The organism is Streptomyces sp. TLI_105 (assembly GCF_900105415.1).
Taxonomy (GTDB): Bacteria; Actinomycetota; Actinomycetes; order Streptomycetales; family Streptomycetaceae; genus Streptomyces.
In genome coordinates this window covers 3970867-3991227 of record NZ_FNSM01000001.1, presented here as the reverse complement: position 1 = coordinate 3991227, position 20361 = coordinate 3970867, and the positions used below count along the sequence as shown (strand labels likewise).

Here is a 20361-nt window from a genome sequence, read left to right as displayed (position 1 = left end):
CCCCGTGCGCGTACGACGAGGGCGGCCGTGGTCGCTGCGGACGCGGCTCGTCGTCTCGGCGGTCGCGCTGATCGCGGTCGTCGCGGCGGTGATCGGGACGGTGACGACCATCGCGTTCCGCTCGTACCTGTACGCACAGGCCGACGAGCAGGTCCACACCGTCGCGGACCGGGCGGCGGGGCCGCCGGTCGTGGTGGCCCCGGCGCCCGGCCCGCTCGACTCGGTCCGCCTGAAGGAACCCCTCGCCTTCGTCCAGGGGCCCGGCGCCCCCATCGGCACCCTCGGCGCGGTCCTCGTGGACGGCGAGGTGACCTCGGCCGGGTACTCGGCGGAGGCCGCGGGCAGCGGGCCGTACGAGCGGAACATCCGGTTCACCGCACTCGACGCGGGCCAGCGGGCCGTGCTCGCGGCCGTCCCCCGTGACCGCCGGCCGCACACCGTCGACCTGCCCGGCGGACTCGGCGCGTACCGGGTCGAGTACGCCGTCGGGGCCCACGGCACATTCCTCACCGGCATCCCCCTCGCCGAGGTCGAGGACGCCCTCTCCACCCTCGTCCTCGTCGAGCTGAGCGTCACCGGTGCCGGGCTCGTCGCGGCCTCGCTCGCCGGGACCGTGCTCGTCCGGGTCGCCCTCCGCCCGCTGCGCCGGGTTGCCGCCACCGCCCGCCAGGTCGCCCGGCTCCCCCTGCACAGCGGGGAGGTGGCGCTCCATCAGCGGGTCCCGGAGGCGGAGGCCGACCCGCGCACCGAGGTCGGTCAGGTCGGCGCGACCCTCAACCGGATGCTCGACCACGTCCACTCGGCCCTCGACGCCCGCCAGCAGAGCGAGACCCGGGTCCGGCAGTTCGTCGCGGACGCCAGCCACGAGCTGCGCACCCCGCTCGCCTCGATCCGGGGGTACGCGGAGCTCACCCGGCGCGGTCGCGAGGAGTGCGGCCCCGACACCCGACACGCCCTCGGCCGGATCGAGTCCGAGGCGACCCGGATGACCGGTCTGGTCGAGGACCTCCTGCTGCTCGCCCGGCTCGACGCCGGCCGCCCCCTCTCGTACGAGACCACCGACCTCGTCCCGCTCGTCGTGGACGCCGTGAGCGACGCCCGTGCCGCCGGACCCGAGCACCACTGGCGCCTCGAACTGCCCACGGACAGCCCGGCCGTACGGGCCGACGGCGCCCGGCTCCAGCAGGTCCTGGTCAACCTCCTCGCCAACGCCCGCACCCACACCCCGCCCGGCACCAAGGTCACCGCCCGTGTCCGCAGGGAAGCCTCGGCCGTCCTCGTCGAGATCGAGGACGACGGCCCCGGCATCGCGCCCGAACTGCTCCCCGCCGTCTTCGAGCGCTTCGCGCGCGGTGACGCCTCCCGCTCCCGGCACGCCGGATCCACCGGCCTCGGCCTCGCCATCGTCCGCGCGGTCGTGCTCGCGCACGGTGGAGAGGTGGGCGTCGAGAGCGCCCCCGGCCGGACCGTCTTCACCGTCCGGCTGCCCGTCGCGCAGGGCGTCGGGCAGGGCGTCGCACCGGACGTCGCACCGGACTCACAGGCAGGCCACAGGCTCATCACACAGCCGTGACAGCGGCCCCGGCGAGTGTCGGAGCATGCCAACCCACACCATCGAGGAAGCCCTCCCCGCCCGGGAGCACCTGCCGGTGGACGTCGCCGGACGGCCCGTCCTGGACGTGGTGATCCCCGTCTACAACGAGGAGAAGGACCTGGAGCCGTGCGTCCGCCGGCTCCACGAGCACCTCCTGAGGACCTTCCCGTACGGCTTCCGCGTCACCGTCGCCGACAACGCCTCCACCGACACCACGCCCGCCGTCGCCGCCGCCCTCGCGGCCGAGCTGCCCGAGGTGCGCTCCGTACGGCTCGAACAGAAGGGCCGCGGCCGGGCGCTGCGGACCGTGTGGTCGGCCTCGGACGCGCCCGTCCTGGCCTACATGGACGTGGACCTGTCCACCGACCTCAACGCGCTGCTCCCGCTGGTCGCGCCGCTCATCTCCGGCCACTCGGACCTGGCGATCGGCTCCCGGCTCGCCCGCTCCTCGCGGGTGGTGCGCGGGCCGAAGCGGGAGTTCATCTCGCGCGCCTACAACCTGATCCTGCGCTCCTCGCTCGCCGCCCGGTTCTCCGACGCGCAGTGCGGCTTCAAGGCGATACGGCGGGAGGTCGCCGAGCGGCTCCTGCCGATGGTCGAGGACACCGGCTGGTTCTTCGACACGGAGATGCTGGTCCTCGCCGAGCGGGCCGGGCTGCGCATCCACGAGGTGCCGGTGGACTGGGTCGACGACCCCGACTCGACCGTCCACATCGTGCGGACGGCGACCGACGACCTGAAGGGCGTGTGGCGGGTGGGGCGGGCCCTCGCGACCGGTTCGCTGCCCCTCGACCGGCTCGCCCGGCCGTTCGGCGACGACCCCCGGGACCGTGAGCTGAACGGCGTGCCGGGCGGCCTCGCCCGCCAGCTCGTCGGCTTCTGCGTGGTCGGAGTCCTGTCCACGCTCTGCTATCTCGCGCTGTACTCGGCCTTCCGGCTCGGCGTCGGCCCGCAGCTCGCCAACGCCGCCGCCCTCCTCGTCTCCGCCGTCGCCAACACGGCCGCCAACCGGCGCCTCACCTTCGGCGTAGGGGGCCGGGACCGGGCCGCCCGCCACCAGGCGCAGGGGCTCGTGGTCTTCGCCATCGGCCTCGCCCTGACGAGCGGTTCGCTCGCCGCCCTCGGCGCGGCGACCGGCGATCCGGCGCACTCCACCGAGCTCGCCGTCCTGATCGTCGCCAACCTCGCCGCGACCGTCCTGCGCTTCCTCCTCTTCCGCCTCTGGGTCTTCCCCGAGCGGCCGACCTCAAGGAACGACCGATGACCACCCTGCCCACCGCCGTCCATGCGGCGCCCCGCACCGGCCGGCTCGCCCGGCTGTGGCGCGGACGGGCCGAGGACCGCCCCTGGGTCCGGCCCGCCCTCCTCGGCCTGCTCGCCGCCACCGCGCTGCTCTACCTGTGGAACCTGAGCGCCTCCGGCTACGCCAACTCCTTCTACTCCGCCGCCGTCCAGGCGGGCTCCCAGAGCTGGAAGGCCTTCTTCTTCGGCTCCCTCGACGCGGCCGACGCCATCACCGTCGACAAGCCGCCGGCCGCGCTCTGGCCGATGGCGCTTTCCGTCCGCCTCTTCGGGCTCGGCTCCTGGCAGATCCTCGTGCCCGAGGTGCTCATGGGGGTGGGCACGGTCGCCGTGCTCCACGCGGCCGTCCGGCGCCGGTTCTCCGCCGGCGCGGGCCTGATCGCGGGCGCGGTCCTCGCGCTGACGCCGGTCGCCGCGCTGATGTTCCGCTTCAACAACCCGGACGCGCTGCTCGCGTTGCTCATGACGGTCGCGGTGTACTGCGTGCTGCGTGCCCTGGAGCGGGACCGGGGCGCCGCGCGGTGGCTCGTGTGGGCGGGCGTGGCCTTCGGCGTCGCGTTCCTCGCGAAGACGCTCCAGGCCTTCCTGATCCTTCCGCCGCTCGCGCTGGTGTACCTGGTGTGCGCGCCGGGCGGGTTCGGGCGGCGGCTCGGCCGGCTCGCCCTGGGCGGGCTCGCGATGCTCGTCTCGGCGGGCTGGTGGGTGGCCCTGGTCGAGCTGTGGCCGGCGTCCTCCCGTCCGTACGTCGGAGGCTCGCAGAACAACAGCTTCCTGGAGCTGACCTTCGGCTACAACGGTCTCGGCCGCCTCAACGGCGACGAGGTCGGCAGCGTCGGCGGCGGGGGCCGGGGCGGTCCCGGCGGGACGGCCGAGAACCTGCCGGCAGGCATGGAGCTGCCCGTTCGCCTCGGCGGCGGTGGCGGTGGCGGCTGGGGAGAGACCGGGATCGCCCGGATGTTCAACGAGTCGGTCGGCGGTCAGATCTCCTGGCTGCTGCCGGCCGCGCTGCTCCTGCTGGTCGCCGGACTCGTCGTCACCTGGCGGGCGCCCCGCACGGACACGGCACGTTCGGCGTTCCTGGTGTGGGGCGGCTCGCTCCTGATGACGCTCGCCGTCTTCAGCTTCATGGCCGGCATCTTCCACGAGTACTACACGGTGGCCCTGGCCCCGTACCTCGCGGCGCTGGTCGGCATGGGCGCGGCCGTGCTGTGGGAGGAGCGGACCCGGTGGCCCGCCTCGGCGGCGCTCGCGGTGACGGTGGCGGTGACGGCCTGGTGGGCCTGGACGCTGCTCGGCCGTACGCCGGACTGGCTGCCGTGGCTGCGCTCGACGGTCCTGGTGACGGGCGTCGTCGCGGCCCTCGGGCTGCTGTTCGCGGGCCGGGTCGACCGTCGCCTCGGGCTCGGGGTGGCGGGGCTCGGCCTGGCGGCGGGGCTCGCGGGGCCGTTCGCGTACACCCTGGCGACGGTGGACGCGGGACACCAGGGCTCGATCGTGACGGCGGGCCCGGCGGGCGGCGGCATGGGCGGCCGGGGCCCGATGAACGGCAGGTCGGCCTTCGGCGGCCAGGCCCCGGACGGCGGCGTCCGGGCTCCGGGCAACGGCCAGGCCCCCGGCAACGGTCAGGCCCCCGGCGGTCAGATGCCCGGCAACGGCCAGGCCCCGGGCGGTCAGCCCCCGGGCAACGGCCAAGCCCCCGGCGCTCAGGCCCCGGGCAACGGCCAGGCCCTGGGCGGCGGCCCAGGCGGCGAGCGCGGCGGCATGGGCGGCGGCATGAACGGCGGCATGGGCGGCGGCATGAACGGCGGCATGGGCGGTCTGCTCAACGGCGCCAGTGTCGGTGCGGAGGCGAAGGCCGCCCTCCTCAAGGACGCCAACGCGTACACCTGGGTCGCGGCCACGATCGGCGCGCAGAACGCCGCCGGCTACCAGCTCGCCACCGAGAAGCCGGTCATGGCGATCGGCGGCTTCAACGGCAGCGACCCCTCCCCGACGCTCGCCCGGTTCCAGCAGTACGTCGCCGAGGGGAGGATCCACTACTTCATCGGCGGCACGGGCGGTGGCGGCGGTCCCGGCGGCGGCAACTCCGAGATCTCCACCTGGGTCTCGGAGACCTTCGAGAAGACCACGATCGGCGGCGCCGCCTTCTACGACCTGACCGAGAGGAAATAACCGCTATACAGCGTACGAGGCTCCTTGTACGGTGTACGAGCCTTCCCCTCGTACACCGTATAAGGAGTCACGCCCATGACAGCGGCCACCGGCGGCCACCCCCAGCGCTGGCTGATCCTCGGCGTCATCTGCCTCGCCCAGCTCACGGTGCTGCTCGACAACACCGTGCTCAGCGTCGCCATCCCCTCCCTGACCTCCGAACTCCACGCGTCCACCTCCGACATCCAGTGGATGATCAACGCGTACTCGCTCGTCCAGTCCGGCCTGCTGCTCACCGCCGGCAACGCCGCCGACCGCTACGGCCGCAAGAAGCTCCTCGTCGCCGGCCTCGCGCTCTTCGGCCTCGGCTCGCTCGCCGCCGGTCTCGCCGACTCCACCGCGCAGCTGATCGCCGCCCGCGCGGGCATGGGCGTCGGCGGCGCGCTCCTGATGACCACCACCCTCGCCGTCGTGATGCAGATCTTCGACGACTCGGAGCGGGTCAAGGCCATCGCGCTCTGGTCCACGGTCGCCTCGCTCGGTTTCGCCGGCGGCCCGCTGATCGGCGGTGTGATCCTGAACCACTTCTGGTGGGGAATGATCTTCCTGATCAACATCCCGGTCGCGGTGGTCGCCCTCGTGGCCGTCCTCAAGCTCGTCCCCGAGTCCAAGAACCCCCAGGGCGAGCGCCCCGACCTGCTGGGCGCGCTGCTCTCCACCATCGGCATGACCGCCGTCGTGTACGCGATCATCAGCGGCCCCGAGCACGGCTGGATCTCCGTCCAGGTCCTGGTCCCGGCGGCCGTCGGCCTCCTCGGACTCGGTGCCTTCGCGCTGTGGGAGCTGCACACCCCGTACCCGATGCTCGACATGCACTTCTTCCGGAACCAGAAGTTCATCGGTGCCGTCGGCGGTTCGATCCTGGTCGTCTTCGGCATGGGCGGCTCGCTCTTCCTGCTCACCCAGCACCTGCAGTTCGTCCTCGGCTACGAGCCGCTCGAAGCCGGCCTCCGGATGGCACCGCTCGCCCTGACGATCGTCGGCCTCAACCTGACCGGCGTCGGCCCGAAGATCGTCATGAAGCTCGGCACCCCGCCCACCGTCGTCCTCGGCATGACGCTGGTCGCCGCCGGTCTCACCTCCATCGCGCTGCTCGGCGGCGGCACGGACGGCAGCTACTGGGGGATGCTGCTCGGCCTGGTCCTGATGGGCTTCGGGATCGCCGTCTCCTCGCCTGCCATGGCCAACGCCCTCATGAGCGCGATCCCGCCGGAGAAGGCGGGCGTGGGTGCCGGGATCAACGGCACCCTGGCCGAGTTCGGCAACGGCCTGGGCGTCGCCGTCCTCGGCGCCGTGCTCAACGCCCGCTTCGCCGCGCTCGTCGCCGTGACCGCGACCTCGCTCCCGGCCGCCCTGGCCGCCGCAGGCGGCGAGGCCGAGCGGCGGCAGATCTCCGACGCCTTCGCCTCCGGCCTCCAGAGCAGCCAGCTCGTCGGCGCGATCGCCGTCTTCGCGGGCGGTCTGCTCGCGGCGGCCCTGCTGAAGCGGGCCGAGCGGACGGAGAAGGCCCTGACGCCCGAGCAGCCGGTGGCTGCCTAGCATGGTGACGGACCGCTGACAGACGGAGGAACGCGATGGTCAAGGCAGCCGATCGGGCCAAGAACCCGGCGCGTTCCAGCGTGTGGCTGGAGAAGCGGGCCACCCGCAGCGGCGGGGGTCCGGCCGGGCTCGACCGGGACCGGATCGTCGCCGCCGCGGTCCGGATGCTCGACGAGGAGGGCCTCGCCAAGCTGTCGATGCGCAAGCTCGCGACCGAACTGGGCGTCACGGCCATGTCCCTGTACTGGTACGTGGACACCAAGGACGACATCCTCGAGTACGCCATGGACAGCGTCTACGGCGAGATCGACCTCGCGGCGGTCGACGCCGCCGGGGACTGGCGGGAGCGGATCCGCCTGCTCGCCCTGGACTACCGGCGGATGCTCGTCCGCCACGGGTGGATGTCGCCGAGCGCCGGCCAGTACCTCAACATCGGCCCGAACTCGATCGCCGTCGGCCACAAGATCCACGACGCGATCAAGGAGACCGGCCTCTCCCTCGACCGCCGGCCGAGCGCGATGTCGGCGGTCTTCCAGTTCGTGTACGGCTACGGGACGATCGAGTCCCAGTTCGGCCGGCGCGCGGCGGAGGCCGGGATGTCGCAGGACGAGTTCTACGTGGACTCGGTGAACGCCTTCCGGGAGGACCCGGAGCTCACGGACCAGATCGAGGGCCTGAGGGAGATCCTCGACGAGCGGACCTCGCACGACGACCTCGGCGCCCTCTGGGACCGCGACTTCGACTACGCCCTGGACGTCCTGATCGCCGGCATCGAGGCCATGGTCGCGCGCGAGTCCGAAGGCACCTGAGGACGGACATGACGGAGCGGCGGGCCGTCCCCTGCCCGCCGCTCCGTACCCGACCCGGCCGCGCCTCCGCTCGAAGCGCTGCCGGGAGCTCTCCTACTCGGCGTCGACCTTCTCGTCGACCTTCTCGTCGGTCTTCGCCGCGTTGCTCTTCAGCGCGACCTCCTTGATGAACAGCGTCACCACGAAGGCGAGCAGCGCGAACGGCGCCGAGTAGAGGAAGACGTCGGCGACACCGTGGCCGTACGCGTCCTCCATGACCGTGCGGATCGGGGCCGGCAGCTTGTCCATGTCGGGGATGCCACCGCCCGAGCCGCCCTTGCCCATGGCGGCCGCGGCCTTCGGGCCGAGCTCGGCCAGGCCCTCCTTGACGTAGTCCGTGACCCGGTGGGCCATGACCGCGCCGAGCGCCGAGACACCGATCGCACCGCCCAGGGAGCGGAAGAAGGTGACGACGGAGGAGGCGGCGCCGAGGTCGGCGGGGGCCACCTGGTTCTGGGTGCAGAGCACCAGGTTCTGCATCATCATGCCGAGGCCGAGGCCGAGGACCGCCATGAAGAGCGCGATGTGCCAGTACGCCGTGTCGTAGCGGATCGTGCCGAGCAGGCCGAGGCCGCCGGCGGCCAGGGCGCCACCGCTGACCAGCCACGCCTTCCAGCGGCCGGTCTTGGTGATGACGAGGCCGGAGACGGTGGAGGAGACGAACAGGCCGCCGATCATCGGGATGGTGAGGACGCCGGACATCGTCGGCGACTCGTTCCGCGCGAGCTGGAAGTACTGGCTGAAGAAGACCGTGCCGGCGAACATCGCGACGCCCACGGCGAGCGAGGCGAGCGAGGCGAGGGTGATCGTCCGGTTGCGGAAGAGGCGGAGCGGGATGATCGGCTCGCTCGCCTTGGACTCGACGAGCACGAAGACCGCGCCGAGGAGGACCGAGCCGCCGACCATGGCGGCCGTCTGCCAGGACATCCAGTCGTACTTGTCGCCCGCGAAGGTGACCCAGACGAGGAGCAGGGAGACGGCGGCGCTGATGAAGAAGGCGCCGGCCCAGTCGACCTTGACCTGGCGCTTCACGACGGGGAGCTTCAGGGTCTTCTGCAGGACGATCAGGGCGATGATCGCGAAGGGCACGCCGACGTAGAAGCACCAGCGCCAGCCGAGCCAGTCGGTGTCGGTGATGACGCCGCCGAGCAGCGGGCCGCCGACGGTGGCGACGGCGAAGGTCGCGCCGAGGTAGCCGCTGTACCGGCCGCGCTCGCGCGGGGCGATCATCGCGGCCAGGATGATCTGGGAGAGGGCGGTCAGACCGCCGACGCCGATGCCCTGGACGACACGGCAGGCGATGAGCATGCCGGTGCTCTGCGAGAGACCCGCGACGACCGAGCCCGCGACGTAGACGATCAGGGCTATCTGGACGAGCAGCTTCTTGGAGAAGAGGTCGGCGAGCTTGCCCCAGAGCGGGGTGGTCGCGGTCATCGCCAGGAGGGCGGCGGTCACCACCCAGGTGTAGGCGGACTGGCCGCCGCCCAGGTCGGTGATGATCTGGGGGAGGGCGTTGGAGACGATCGTCGAGGACAGGATGGCGACGAACATGCCGAGCAGCAGCCCGGACAGCGCCTCCATGATCTGCCGGTGTGTCATCGGGGCGGTCTCGCCGCCACCGCCGGTACCGGTGACGCCGTTCCGCGCACCGGTGTCGGGCGTGGTCGTGGCCATGAACTTCCTTTTTCTCAAGCGTGGTGGGCCCGGCAGTCCCCGAAGGAGTCGCGGAGGCGGGCGAGCAGGTGCGTGAGCTGGTCGACGTCGTCGTCGGTCCACTCCGCGAGGTGGCGGGAGAAGGCCTCGGTCACTCGGCGGTCGAGCTCGTCGAGCATCGCGTGGCCCGGTTCCGTGAGGTGCAGGATGCGGGAGCGCTTGTCGGCCGGGTCGGGCAGTCGCTCGATCCAGCCGTGTTCCACGGTGTGGGCCACATGGCGGCTGCACACCGACATGTCGACGGCCATGAGTTCGGCGAGCTTGCTCGTCCGCATGGCGCCGTGGTGGTGGACCAGGGCGAGCACGGCGGCCGAGCCGCCCTGGCAGTCGACGGGCAGGACACGGGCGAGGCCGCGCTTCACGGCGCCGATCGCGCTCACCGAGCGGGCGAGTTCCTCGTATCTGTTCCGTGTCGCCATCGGGCACCCCCGTCCATCTTGTTGCTTAGGGCAACCATAGAGATGGATGGTTGCTTCAGGCAAACTAAATCGGTCAAACGGCGCTAAAGAATCGGCAAAGGCGGATCGTCGGAGCCGGGGCTTGGGCCCCCCATCCCGACTTCGCTAGGGTCCTGGCCCATGGCACACAACCCCCAAGCACCGTACGGCCAGGGCCAGCCCCCTCAGGGTCCCGAGGGCTACGACCCCGCCGGCAGCACGCAGATGTTCCGCGCCTTCGTCGACGAGGGCACCCCGCAGCGGCAGCAGCCGCAGGCCGCGGCCGCGTCGGGCGGTCCGCGCGTCGGCCTGATCGTCGGCGTCGTCGCGGTGATCGTCGTCCTGGCGGCCGTCGCCTGGCTGGCGCTGGGCTGACCCTCCGTACCGACCACACGCCCCGGGTGGGCCGGATCCGCAGCGAGCGGACCCGGCCCACCTTTCTTTTACGGGCTTACGGGCTTACGGCTCATGACGCGGGCTCACGGGCTCACGACTCGGGCGCGGACTCACGGCTCACGGGCTTGCGTCCAGCGCAGGGGTGAGCACCGCGAAGGCCTCCCCGAGCAGCGCGACCGGATCCTCGGTGACCTCCGCGGCCTCGCCGGCGCTCCACCGGCGCAGTACGGCGTCGAAGGCGGTCAGGGCCATGCCCGCGGCGAGCCGGGGTCGGAGGTCGGCCTCGGGATCGCGTCCCAGACGGGCCCCCAGCTCCTCCGCCAGGTCCTCGCGCCACTCCGCCTGGTGCTCCAGGAAGCGCGCGAGGAGGGAAGGGGTCCGCAGGATCAGCCGGACCACCGGCAGGACCCGCTCGGCGTGGTCGCCGCAGGCGGCCAGCGGTACGGAGACGGCGTGCCGCAGCGCCTCGGAGGGGCGCTCGCCGGCGGGCCGGTCGGCGAGCGCGGCGCGCATGTCGGCGCCCATGCCGGCCAGGAACTGGACGACCACGTCCTCCTTGGACGCGAAGTACCGGAAGAAGGTCCGCTTGGAGACCCCGGCCTCGGTCGCGATCTCGTCGACGGTCGCGGCGTCGAAGCCCTTGAGGGCGAACAGCTGGAGCGCCGCCTCGGTGAGCTCGGTCGCGACGAGCTGGCGTTTGCGCTGGGCGAGGGTCGACTCGGGGCGGGTGGTCACGGTGCGATGGTAACGCGGTGCCTTCGCTGACATCCATAGTCATGCTTGACACTCGGTGACATGAGCGGCAACGTGTGCCGCATGACTGAGAAGCAGCGCTGGACCGCCGACCTCATCCCGGACCAGACCGGACGGGTCTTCGTCGTCACCGGGGCCAACAGCGGTCTCGGCCTCGCCACCACGCGCGCGCTCGTCCGGCGGGGCGGGCGCGTGATCCTCGCCGTACGGGACGAGGAGAAGGGCCACCGGGTGGCCGAGGACCTCGCGGCGGCGGGAGCCGACCGGGACTTCCTCGTCGTACGGCGGATCGACCTCGCCGACCTCGATTCGGTGCGCGCCTTCGCCGACGGCGTGCGCGCGGAGCATCCGCGCCTCGACGTGCTCGTCAACAACGCGGGCGTGATGGCGCCGCCCCGCACGCTCACCCCCGAGGGCCACGAGGTCCAGTTCGCCGCCAACCACCTCGGCCACTTCGCGCTCACCGGTCTGCTGCTCGACCTGCTCGCCGCCGGGACCGACCCGCGGGTGGTCACGGTCAGCTCGATCAACCACCGGCAGGGCAGCCTCCGCTTCGACGACCTGAGCGGCGAGCGCGGCTACACGCCCATGGCCTTCTACAACCAGAGCAAGTTCGCCAACGCCGTCTTCGGCAAGGAGCTGCACCGCCGCCTCGCCGCGACCGCGAGCCCCGTCCGCAGCGTGCTCGCCCACCCGGGCTACACCGCCACGAACCTCCAGATGAAGGACACCTCCGGTCTGGCGAAGCTGTTCTTCGGACGCATCGGCAATCCGCTGCTCGCCCAGCGACCGGAGCGGGGCGCGCTGCCCCAGCTGTACGCGGCGACCGACGCGTCCGTCGCGGGCGGCGAGTTCATCGGCCCGGACGGCATGGGCGAGCTGCGGGGCGCCCCGACCCGCGTGCGCCTCTCCGAGGCGGCGGCCGACCCCGGGACGGGCCGCCGGCTGTGGGAGGAGTCGGAGCGCCTGACGGGAGTGCGCTACCTGGGGCGTGAATACCCCCTGGCGGATCGAACCTAGGGCCACTAGCCTCATTCCTAGGAGATCTAGGGAAGAGGGTCCCATGGTGCGCGCGGGAATCACCGTCGACGGCCTCGTGCGGGCCGCCGCCGAGATGGCGGACGAGAGCGGCCTCGACAAGGTCACCGTCTCGGCCCTGGCGCGCCGCTTCGGGGTCAAGGACGCGAGCCTCTATTCGCACGTCAGGAACCTGCGCGACCTGCGGGTCCGGCTCGCGCTCCTCGCCTCGGGCGAGATGAACGACGCCATCGGCGCCGCCGTGGCCGGCCGGTCCGGCAAGGAGGCACTCGTCGCCTTCGCCGACGCCTACCGCGACTACGCCCTCGCGCACCCCGGGCGGTACGCGGCCGCACAGCAGCGGATCGAGCCGGAGGAGATCGAGGACACCACCGTCCTCCTGCGGGCCGTCGAGCTCACCTACGGCATGCTGCGCGGCTACGGCCTCCGGGAACCCGACCTCACCGACGCCGGACGCCTGCTCCGCAGCGCCTTCCACGGCTACGTCCACCTCGAACTGGGCGGCGGCTTCGCGCACTCCCGCCCCGTCGCCGCATCCTGGGCGCGCTCGCTGGAGGCGCTCCACCACGTCCTGGAGAACTGGGGGAACGGTTCGTGAACGTCATCGACGTCGGCACGGTGAAGGTCCCGGGGGCCACCCTGCGGTACGAGACCCGGGGCAGCGGCCCCGTGCTGCTGCTGGTCCCCGGCGGCGCCGGGGACGCCGGGCTCTTCGAAGGGATGGCCGGCCTCCTCGCGGACGCCGGGCACACCGTGGTCTCGTACGACCAGCGCGGTCTGTCGCGCAGCCCGCTCGACGGGCCCCTCGCCGACCAGCGGGTGGCCGACTGGCGCGACGACGCCCTCGCCGTCCTGGACGCGGTCTCCCCGGACGAGCCCGCGTACGTCTTCGGCAGCAGCTCCGGCGGCATCGTCGCCCTCTCCCTGCTCGCCGCCCGCCCGGACCGGGTGCGCCGACTCGTCGCCCACGAGCCGCCCCTCGTGGAGCTGCTCGCCGACCCGGCTCCGTACCGCGACCACTTCGCCGAGGTGCGCGAGCTGCACCGCACGCAGGGGCTCGGGCCGGCGATGGCACGTTTCTCCGAGACGCCTGACGGCCGGAAGCCGGAGCGGCAGGGCGGCGAACTGCCCGCCTCCCTCCGGCCGATGGCCTCCCGCATGGCCGCCAACATGCCGGTCTTCCTGGAGCACGTCCTGGTCCCCTTCTCCTCCTCCGCCCCCGATCTGGAGGGGCTGCGCGCCGCCGCCGGGAAGCTGGTCCTGGGCGTCGGCGAGGAGTCCACGGATCAGGAGGCGCTCGTCGGACCGGCCCGACGGCTCGCCGAGCTGACCGGCGCCGTGCGGGCGGAGTTCCCGGGCGGCCACGTGGGCTGTGTGGAGCACCCGGTCGAGTTCGCGAAGGTGCTGGTCAGCGCCATGTGGCAGTGACCTCGCGGGTGTCGATCCGCATGCCGAGCGGCACCCGCCAGGAGTCCACGCACACCGTGTACGTCTGCGTCCGTGCCGTCCCCGCGGCGATCGGCGCGGGCAGCGGCTGACTGGAGGGGACCGTCCCCCAGTCGGTGCCGAGCAGGCCGATGATGTGCGTCGCGAAGCCGACCGTCCCCGAAGTGGCCGCGGAGCCACCGGTGTTGCGGAAGGTCACGGTGACCCGCTGGCACCAGCGCCGGTCGCCGTCGGCGAGGCTGGGCGAGGAGACGGTGAGCACGGCGGGCCCGGGCGCGGGGGTCGGCGAGGGCGACGCCGGGGGCGTGCCGGTGCCGGGCGGCGTGGGGCCGGGCGTGGTGGAGGGGGTGCGGGGCGGGGCGCCGGTGCCGGTCCCTCCGCGACCGGGCGCGGTCGTCGATCCCGTACCCGATCCCGTACTCGTGCTGGAAGACCCGGGGGCGCCTGAGGCGGCTGAGGTCCCGGAGGACCCAGGGGTCCCGGAAGTCCCGGACGGGCTGGGGAAGTCCCCGCTCCCGCCCGTGGAGGCCGTCTCTGGCGTCCCGGGCGCCGCGGGCGACGGGGAGGAGGTGCTGGACGTCGTCCCGCTCGCCGAAGGGCTCTCCAGGGGGACCAGGGTGACCGCGCCCGAAGGGGTGACCGGGCCCCTCGGGGAGGGGCCGGCGCCGACCGCCGCGTACCCCTCGTCGTCTCCTCCGCCGCCGCACGCGGTCAGCGCCCCGCCGAGGCAGAGCGCCACCGCCACGAGTACCGGCTTCCTGCGCCTCATACGCCCCAGTCTGGCTGACGAGCCGTCAACAAACCGGGTTTTTCCGGAAGTCAGTCGGAGATGAGGCCCTCGCGCAGCTGGGCGAGGGTGCGGGTGAGGAGACGCGAGACGTGCATCTGGGAGATGCCGACCTCCTCGCCGATCTGCGACTGCGTCATGTTCGCGAAGAAGCGGAGCATGATGATCTGCCGTTCCCGGGGCGGAAGTTTGGCGAGCAGGGGCTTGAGTGACTCGCGGTACTCGACGCCTTCGAGGGCCGTGTCCTCGTAGCCGAGGCGGTCCGCGAGGGAGCCCTCGCCGCCGTCGTCCTCGGGCGAGGGGGAGTCCAGCGAGGAGGCGGTGTAGGCGTTGCCGACGGCGAGGCCGTCGACCACGTCCTCCTCCGACACCCCGAGCACGGCGGCGAGTTCGGGCACGGTGGGGGAGCGGTCGAGCTTCTGTGCGAGCTCGTCGCTGGCCTTGGTCAGGGCGAGGCGCAGCTCCTGGAGCCGGCGCGGGACCCGCACCGACCACGAGGTGTCGCGGAAGAAGCGCTTGATCTCGCCGACGACGGTGGGCATGGCGAACGTCGGGAACTCGACGCCCCGTTCGCAGTCGAAGCGGTCGATCGCCTTGATGAGGCCGATGGTGCCGACCTGGACGATGTCCTCCATCGGCTCGTTGCGGGAGCGGAAGCGGGCCGCCGCGTAGCGCACGAGCGGGAGGTTGAGCTCGATGAGGGTGTCGCGGACGTAGGTCCGCTCCGGGCTGTCGGCCGCGGCTCCTTCGGCGTCGAGGGCGCGCAGCCGCAGGAAGAGGGAGCGCGAGAGGGTGCGGGTGTCGAGGGCCCCGGACGTGACGACCATCGGCGGAGGCGCGGTCTCGGTGGTCCCAGCGGTGTTCACGGTCTCCGTGCCGTCGGCCGCGGTCGGCGCCGTCGTCTGCGTGGGCACGGGAACGGGCGTGAGCGTGAGCACCTTCGAGCTGCCCAGTTCTGTGGACATGCCACCCCCTTGAGGTCGCGGACGGTCGCGGTGGCCGCGACCATCTGAGGAACGCAGCCTCCACCTGAATACCGGCGGCGGGGCTGCGGCAAACTCGGTTCCAGCAGAATGTCACATGTCGGCAACACGCTGTAGTGACTTGTCGACACGGCGACGGTACATTTCCGCAGGAAACAAGGGGTGTACGGCATTTGGGCCGGGTGAGAACTGCTCCGAACCGGTCTACCCGTTCTGGTTACGCCTCGATCCTGTTTGCGGATCTCAAGCGGGCGAAGCTGCGGGCGAGGAGCCTTGACACGTGCATCTGGGAGACGCCGAGCTCCTGACTGATCTGAGACTGGGTCAAATTGCTGTAGTAGCGCAGCATCAGGATCCGCTGCTCCCGCTCGGGCAGCTGGACGAGGAGGTGCCGGACGAGGTCGCGGTGCTCGACGCCGGCGAGCGCGGGGTCCTCGTAGCCGAGCCGGTCGAGCAGTCCGGGCAGCCCGTCGCCCTCCTGCGCGGCCTCCAGGGAGGTGGCGTGGTACGAGCGGCCGGCCTCGATGCAGGCGAGCACCTCGTCCTCGCCGATGCGCAGCCGCTCGGCGATCTCCGCGGTCGTGGGGGAGCGGCCGTGAGCGGTCGTCAGGTCCTCGGTGGCGCCGTTCACCTGGACCCAGAGCTCGTGCAGCCGGCGCGGCACGTGCACGGTCCGTACGTTGTCGCGGAAGTACCGCTTGATCTCGCCGACGACGGTCGGCATCGCGAAGGTGGGGAACTGGACGCCCCGGTCGGGGTCGAAGCGGTCGATGGCGTTGATGAGGCCGATGGTGCCGACCTGGACGACGTCCTCCATCGGCTCGTTGCGGGAGCGGAAGCGGGCCGCCGCGTACCGCACGAGCGGCAGGTTGGCCTCGATGAGGGCGCCGCGCACCCGGTGGTGCTCGGGGGTGCCCGGTTCCAGGTTCTTGAGCTGTCCGAAGAGCACCTGGGTGAGGGCGCGGGTGTCGGCGCCGCGGCTGCTCTGAGGGCGCGTGCGCGGGGCCTCCGGGCCACCGCCGCCCGCCTCGGGCTGGGGCGGGACCTGAGGTGCTGTACTGGCCGGCACGTTCACGCCACCCCTTCGCCTGGTCTTGCTGGTCGACCGGGTCAACTACGGTCAACTCATCCGTCAAAAGCGGTCATAGCATCACAAGACATGTCCACTGTGTGCAAGCACCGCATAATCCCGTGTTGAGGGCATACTGGCGGAAAAAGAGGAGGTCACGCACGGAAAAGGCCCCCCGCCGCGAGGGCGGGGGGCCTCGGGGTGAAGGAGGACTAGAAGGCGTAGTCCGCGATGACCCAGGTCGCGAACTCGCGCCACTGCGCGACGCCCGCCTGGTGCGCGGGGTGGTCCAGGTAGCGCTGGAGCGCGTCCGTGTCCTCGACGGCCGAGTTGATGGCGAAGTCGTACGCGATCGGCCGGTCCGTGATGTTCCAGTCGCACTCCCAGAACCTCAGCTCCGGGATCTGCCCGCCGAGCGCGCGGAACGCCTCGACGCCGGCGACCACCCGCGGCTCGTCGCGCGCGACGCCGTCGTTGAGCTTGAAGAGGACCAGATGGCGGATCACGGTGGGCTCCTAGTTGACGAGTTCGGTCATGAACTGACCGACCCCCTGGGCGGCGCTGGAAATGCCCTCGAACCCTACCTGCACCAGGTCGGCCGCCCTGGCCGGGGAGGTGACGATCGTGTACAGCACAAAGACCACGACCGCGTACAGCGCGACCTTCTTCGCTTGCGCCATCTGCCCAGCCCTCCCCTGTTCCCCCGCCGTACGACCGCGCCACTCTAACCGAGGCCTTATGGACCAAGGGCCCGGCGATCGGGGCCTTTCGCCGCCCCCCGGAAGGGTGACGGGCGAGCAGGATGGATGTCGAGCCCGGCGGATCCGGCAGGAATCCGCGGGGCTCCTGGAACCGGCCCCGCACTGCGGGGTCCGCGCCGCGGGCTTCCCCCCTGAACGCGGCGCAGGACTTGTGGGCCCGGTTCTCATCGGGGGGAGCGGCTTGTCCCCCCGATGCCGTTCCCCCCGCCCTACGGAGAAAGGCCCCGGCCGCGCCACGAGCGCGGACCGGGGCCTTTCGCGTACGGGGCCTTCTGCGCGACCCCGTACGGACCCGCGCGACCACCGGGGATACGCCGAAGGGCCCGGCGCTGATGCGCCGGGCCCTTCGATCGAAGCGGTAGCGGAGGGATTTGAACCCTCGGTGACTTGCGCCACACTCGCTTTCGAGGCGAGCTCCTTCGGCCGCTCGGACACGCTACCGAGAGAGAGCTTAGCCCAAACTGGCGCTGCGATGAAATCCGTATCCCCCAGCAGGTCAGAAGGGGGGAGGTGGGTGCGTCAGCGGCTGCGGAAGAAGGCCGTCAACTGCTCGGCGCACTCCTCGCCGAGGACGCCCTGGATCACCTCGGGGCGGTGGTTGAGCCGCCGGTCCCGCACGAGGTCCCAGAGCGAACCGGTCGCGCCCGCCTTCTCGTCCAGCGCCCCGAACACCACCCGTTCGACGCGGGACTGGACGAGCGCGCCGGCACACATCACACACGGCTCCAGGGTCACGACCAGCGTGCAGCCCGTCAGCCGCCACTCGCCGGTGACCGCAGCCGCCCGGCGCAGGGCGAGCACCTCGGCGTGCGCGGTGGGATCGCCGGTGGCCTCCCGCTCGTTGTGCGCGCGGGCGAGCACCGTGCCGTCCGGGCCGAGCACGACCGCCCCGACCGGTACGTCACCGGCCGGCGCGGCCGCGTCGGCCTCGGCGAGGGCGAGACGCATGGCGTCCCGCCAGGGATCCCGGACCGGGTCCCGAACGGCGTCGGGAGCGGGGTCGGGGACGGGTACCGCGGCTGCCACTAGCGGACGGCCTCCAGGACCTCGGCGGCGCCCAGCGCGTCCGCGATCTCCGCGAGCGCGTCCGTCTCGAGGGCCAGCAGGTCCTCCGCCGACATCCCGAGGTCGGCCAGGATCAGCCGGTCGCCCACCGGAGCGGCCGGGACGGCCTCGGCGGCGACGGAGCCCGCCTCGTCGTCCTCGTCCGTGTCGGCGTCGAGCGGCTCCCCGTCCTCGGTGCCGTCCAGGTCCAGCGCCTCCAGGTCGTCGACCAGGTCGTCCAGGTCGTCGCCGAGGATCTCCCGGGTGAGCATCTCCCCGTACGAGGAACGCGCGGCGGCGGCCCCGTCCGATACGTAGATGCGAGGGTCCTCCTCACCCTCGACCCGGACGATCCCGAACCACGCGTCCTCCTGTTCGATGAAGACGATCACCGTGTCGTCGTCCGAGGCCTCGCGAGCGAGCTCGGCCAGATCCGACAGGCTCTCCACGTCGTCGAGCTCCGTGTCGCTCGCTTCCCACCCGTCTTCGGTGCGCGCGAGCAGTGCGGCGAAGTACACCTGACTCTCTCCCACTGATCAGAGGTGTGACGTTCCGGCGGCGCGCTTCCGATGCCCCGCCCAATCGGCATCGTGACAGAAACGTCGCCGTCAGGAGAGGTCTTCGGCTCTTGCGTCGTGCATCAGTCTGAACGACCCCGCGATCGGGTGGGCGTGCGACCCCGGCGCACAAAGGGGGCGCACGGTCGGTTCCCGCCGCGACGCCCCGCGGACGGCCTCACCAGCGGAAGGTCCGCATGCGCATCGCCTGGCGCATCCGGGCGGCCCGGGCGCGCCGCGGCTGCACGCGCTCGCGCAGCGCCTTGGCCTCGTTCAGCTCGCGGAGGAACTGGGCGCGGCGCCTGCGGCGCTCCGCGTCGGTCTCCGGTGCCGGCGTGCGGGCCGCCCCCTCGGCGGCTTCCTCGGCCGGTTCTTCCAGGTCGGGCATCGGCCACACCACCCCATCGCTGGGTCCCTGTGTCCCCACCTTCCCCCAGCGGCGTGGGTCGATGCCAGTGCGCGGCGGGCTACTGTTGGGTCATGCGTCTCCACGTCGTCGACCACCCCCTGGTCGCCCACAAGCTCACCACCCTGCGCGACAAGCGCACGGACTCCGCGACCTTCCGCCGTCTCGCCGACGAGCTGGTCACCCTGCTCGCCTACGAGGCCACCAGGGACGTGCGGACCGAGCAGGTCGACATCGAGACCCCCGTGACGCCCACGACCGGCGTGAAGCTGTCGCACCCGCGTCCGCTGGTGGTCCCGATCCTGCGCGCCGGGCTCGGCATGCTCGACGGCATGGTCCGGCTGCTCCCGACGGCCGAGGTCGGCTTCCTCGGCATGATCCGCAACGAGGCGACGCTGGAGGCGTCGACCTACGCGACGCGGATGCCGGAGGACCTCTCGGGCCGCCAGGTGTACGTCCTGGACCCGATGCTGGCGACCGGCGGCACGCTGGTCGCGGCGATCCAGGAGCTCATCAAGCGCGGCGCCGACGACGTGACCGCGGTCGTGCTCCTCGCCGCCCCGGAGGGCGTCGAGGTCATGGAGCGCGAGCTCGCGGGCACGCCGGTGACCGTCGTGACGGCCTCGGTCGACGAGCGGCTCAACGAGAACGGCTACATCGTCCCGGGCCTGGGCGACGCGGGCGACCGCATGTACGGCTCCGCCGAATAGGTCACTGTCGGCTCCGCCGAATAAGTCACTGTCGGCTCGGCGGAGCCGTAGCCCCTCAGCACTTTCCGGTCGGTACGGGCGCGGGCTTGGTCAGGGCGACCAGGGCCGCGTCCGCCGTCGTTTTCGGGGACAGCGTCTTGAACGCGGTCCCGATGATCAGGTCCACGTCCGCCGTGCCCCGGGTGTCCGTCCTGGTCGTGGCGCCCGCAAGCTGGGTGCCGAGGACCGGGAAGGCGCCCTTGGTGGCCGCGGGCGCGCCGAGCAGCAGGCCGGCGCCCGGGACCTTCTTGTCGTAGGCGGTGGGCGCGTTCCCCACCTTGCCGATCTTGAAGCCGCGCTTCTTGAGCTCGTCCGCGGTCGTCTTGGCGAGCCCGCTGCGCGGGGTCGCGTTGTAGACGTTGACCGTGATCTGCGCGGGCTTGGGGAAGGCGGCGGCGGGCGCGGCGGTGGCCTTGGGGGCCGGCTTGCAGTCGGCCTGCTTCCCGGCCGTCGTCTTCGCCCCCTCGTCGCCGGAGAAGACGTCGACGAGCTGGAGCGTCCCCCAGCCGGCCGCGCCGAGCACGACCACGGCGGCGGCGGACGCGAGGACGATCCTGCGCCGGCGGTGGGGGCGGCGCATGCGGGGGTAGACATCCCCCGTGATGCGGTACTTTCCGCCCATGCCGGGGGGAGTGAGCATGCTCATGAACGCAGCGTAATGCCGCCCGTCGGCGATGCCTACTTGATGATCATGTGATCGCGTCCGGATGGGGGCGAACTGACCCCGA

At 72.3% G+C, this 20361-nt stretch carries 22 protein-coding genes and 1 tRNA gene; 10 read left to right on the top strand and 13 right to left on the bottom strand.

Annotated elements, in window-relative coordinates:
• Nucleotides 1-4 precede the first annotated feature (4 nt).
• The 5 genes from BLW86_RS18255 to BLW86_RS18235 all read left to right on the top strand — a co-directional run bounded on the left by BLW86_RS18255 (nucleotide 5) and on the right by BLW86_RS18235 (nucleotide 7455).
• Nucleotides 5-1573, top strand: coding sequence for a sensor histidine kinase (locus tag BLW86_RS18255; RefSeq protein WP_093875019.1), 1569 nt, complete (start codon nucleotides 5-7; stop codon nucleotides 1571-1573).
• Nucleotides 1574-1598: 25 nt separating this feature from the next.
• A complete protein-coding gene (locus BLW86_RS18250) occupies nucleotides 1599-2858 on the top strand; it encodes a bifunctional glycosyltransferase family 2/GtrA family protein (RefSeq protein WP_093875018.1) in 1260 nt (419 codons plus the stop codon).
• Nucleotides 2855-5068 (top strand): ArnT family glycosyltransferase, encoded by a 2214-nt coding sequence (locus tag BLW86_RS18245; protein WP_093875017.1) that lies wholly within the window; start codon nucleotides 2855-2857, stop codon nucleotides 5066-5068. The genes BLW86_RS18250 and BLW86_RS18245 overlap by 4 nt, the downstream gene beginning before the upstream one ends.
• Before the next feature lie 75 nt (nucleotides 5069-5143).
• A complete protein-coding gene (locus BLW86_RS18240) occupies nucleotides 5144-6646 on the top strand; it encodes a DHA2 family efflux MFS transporter permease subunit (RefSeq protein WP_093875016.1) in 1503 nt (500 codons plus the stop codon).
• Between the two features lie 35 nt (nucleotides 6647-6681).
• Nucleotides 6682-7455 carry a TetR/AcrR family transcriptional regulator gene (locus tag BLW86_RS18235; protein ID WP_093875015.1) on the top strand — a complete coding sequence of 258 codons (774 nt, stop codon included), beginning with the start codon at nucleotides 6682-6684 and terminating at the stop codon, nucleotides 7453-7455.
• 93 nt (nucleotides 7456-7548) lie between these two features.
• On the opposite strand, the gene BLW86_RS18230 is transcribed toward BLW86_RS18235, so the two are convergent.
• Together BLW86_RS18230 and BLW86_RS18225 are read right to left on the bottom strand one after the other, a co-directional pair.
• Complete coding sequence (locus tag BLW86_RS18230; protein ID WP_093875014.1) at nucleotides 7549-9168, bottom strand: MDR family MFS transporter; 1620 nt, start codon at nucleotides 9166-9168, stop codon at nucleotides 7549-7551.
• Nucleotides 9169-9182: 14 nt separating this feature from the next.
• On the bottom strand, nucleotides 9183-9626 hold the full coding sequence (locus tag BLW86_RS18225; RefSeq protein WP_093875013.1) for a MarR family winged helix-turn-helix transcriptional regulator: 444 nt from the start codon (nucleotides 9624-9626) through the stop codon (nucleotides 9183-9185).
• A gap of 159 nt (nucleotides 9627-9785) precedes the next feature.
• Here BLW86_RS18225 and BLW86_RS18220 point away from each other — a divergent pair, with 159 nt between their 5' ends.
• Nucleotides 9786-10019 (top strand): hypothetical protein, encoded by a 234-nt coding sequence (locus BLW86_RS18220; protein WP_030685489.1) that lies wholly within the window; start codon nucleotides 9786-9788, stop codon nucleotides 10017-10019.
• Between the two features lie 138 nt (nucleotides 10020-10157).
• Here the strand turns inward: BLW86_RS18220 and BLW86_RS18215 are convergent, their stop codons facing one another.
• On the bottom strand, nucleotides 10158-10808 hold the full coding sequence (locus tag BLW86_RS18215) for a TetR family transcriptional regulator (protein WP_093875012.1): 651 nt from the start codon (nucleotides 10806-10808) through the stop codon (nucleotides 10158-10160).
• Nucleotides 10809-10856: 48 nt separating this feature from the next.
• Here BLW86_RS18215 and BLW86_RS18210 point away from each other — a divergent pair, with 48 nt between their 5' ends.
• The 3 genes from BLW86_RS18210 to BLW86_RS18200 are packed head-to-tail and all read left to right on the top strand — an operon-like array spanning nucleotide 10857 to nucleotide 13259.
• The gene (locus tag BLW86_RS18210; RefSeq protein WP_093875011.1) at nucleotides 10857-11813 is read left to right on the top strand and encodes an oxidoreductase; all 957 of its coding nucleotides are present in this window, start codon (nucleotides 10857-10859) and stop codon (nucleotides 11811-11813) included.
• Between the two features lie 43 nt (nucleotides 11814-11856).
• Nucleotides 11857-12429 (top strand): TetR/AcrR family transcriptional regulator, encoded by a 573-nt coding sequence (locus BLW86_RS18205; RefSeq protein ID WP_093875010.1) that lies wholly within the window; start codon nucleotides 11857-11859, stop codon nucleotides 12427-12429.
• Nucleotides 12426-13259, top strand: a complete 834-nt coding sequence (locus tag BLW86_RS18200) for an alpha/beta fold hydrolase (RefSeq protein WP_218138019.1) — start codon at nucleotides 12426-12428, stop codon at nucleotides 13257-13259. The genes BLW86_RS18205 and BLW86_RS18200 overlap by 4 nt, the downstream gene beginning before the upstream one ends.
• Here BLW86_RS18200 and BLW86_RS18195 read toward each other — a convergent pair.
• The 9 genes from BLW86_RS18195 to BLW86_RS18160 all read right to left on the bottom strand — a co-directional run bounded on the left by BLW86_RS18195 (nucleotide 13240) and on the right by BLW86_RS18160 (nucleotide 18866).
• Complete coding sequence (locus BLW86_RS18195; RefSeq protein WP_256341349.1) at nucleotides 13240-14046, bottom strand: hypothetical protein; 807 nt, start codon at nucleotides 14044-14046, stop codon at nucleotides 13240-13242. The two genes, BLW86_RS18200 and BLW86_RS18195, sit on opposite strands and share 20 nt — an antisense overlap.
• Nucleotides 14047-14096: 50 nt before the next feature.
• Entirely contained in the window at nucleotides 14097-15029 is a 933-nt protein-coding gene (locus tag BLW86_RS18190) for an RNA polymerase sigma factor SigF (protein ID WP_093875009.1), read from the bottom strand.
• A 235-nt stretch (nucleotides 15030-15264) separates the two neighbouring features.
• Complete coding sequence (locus tag BLW86_RS18185; RefSeq protein WP_093878723.1) at nucleotides 15265-16116, bottom strand: RNA polymerase sigma factor SigF; 852 nt, start codon at nucleotides 16114-16116, stop codon at nucleotides 15265-15267.
• A gap of 212 nt (nucleotides 16117-16328) precedes the next feature.
• Nucleotides 16329-16622 (bottom strand): Dabb family protein, encoded by a 294-nt coding sequence (locus tag BLW86_RS18180; protein ID WP_093875008.1) that lies wholly within the window; start codon nucleotides 16620-16622, stop codon nucleotides 16329-16331.
• A 9-nt stretch (nucleotides 16623-16631) separates the two neighbouring features.
• Nucleotides 16632-16796 carry a hypothetical protein gene (locus BLW86_RS42045; protein ID WP_177181689.1) on the bottom strand — a complete coding sequence of 55 codons (165 nt, stop codon included), beginning with the start codon at nucleotides 16794-16796 and terminating at the stop codon, nucleotides 16632-16634.
• Between the two features lie 437 nt (nucleotides 16797-17233).
• Nucleotides 17234-17318, bottom strand: a tRNA-Ser gene (locus BLW86_RS18175).
• A 78-nt stretch (nucleotides 17319-17396) separates the two neighbouring features.
• Complete coding sequence (gene tadA / locus BLW86_RS18170; protein ID WP_256341684.1) at nucleotides 17397-17825, bottom strand: tRNA adenosine(34) deaminase TadA; 429 nt, start codon at nucleotides 17823-17825, stop codon at nucleotides 17397-17399.
• Between the two features lie 77 nt (nucleotides 17826-17902).
• Nucleotides 17903-18439: a tRNA adenosine deaminase-associated protein gene (locus tag BLW86_RS18165; RefSeq protein WP_093875006.1), complete on the bottom strand. Its 537-nt coding sequence runs from the start codon at nucleotides 18437-18439 to the stop codon at nucleotides 17903-17905.
• A 217-nt stretch (nucleotides 18440-18656) separates the two neighbouring features.
• Nucleotides 18657-18866: a hypothetical protein gene (locus BLW86_RS18160; protein WP_051787381.1), complete on the bottom strand. Its 210-nt coding sequence runs from the start codon at nucleotides 18864-18866 to the stop codon at nucleotides 18657-18659.
• Between the two features lie 92 nt (nucleotides 18867-18958).
• Between BLW86_RS18160 and upp the strand changes: the two genes are divergently transcribed.
• Nucleotides 18959-19594, top strand: a complete 636-nt coding sequence (gene upp, locus BLW86_RS18155; protein ID WP_093875005.1) for a uracil phosphoribosyltransferase — start codon at nucleotides 18959-18961, stop codon at nucleotides 19592-19594.
• Between the two features lie 55 nt (nucleotides 19595-19649).
• Here upp and BLW86_RS18150 read toward each other — a convergent pair whose 3' ends face one another.
• Nucleotides 19650-20279, bottom strand: a complete 630-nt coding sequence (locus BLW86_RS18150; RefSeq protein WP_093875004.1) for a LytR C-terminal domain-containing protein — start codon at nucleotides 20277-20279, stop codon at nucleotides 19650-19652.
• Between the last annotated feature and the right edge of the window lie 82 nt (nucleotides 20280-20361).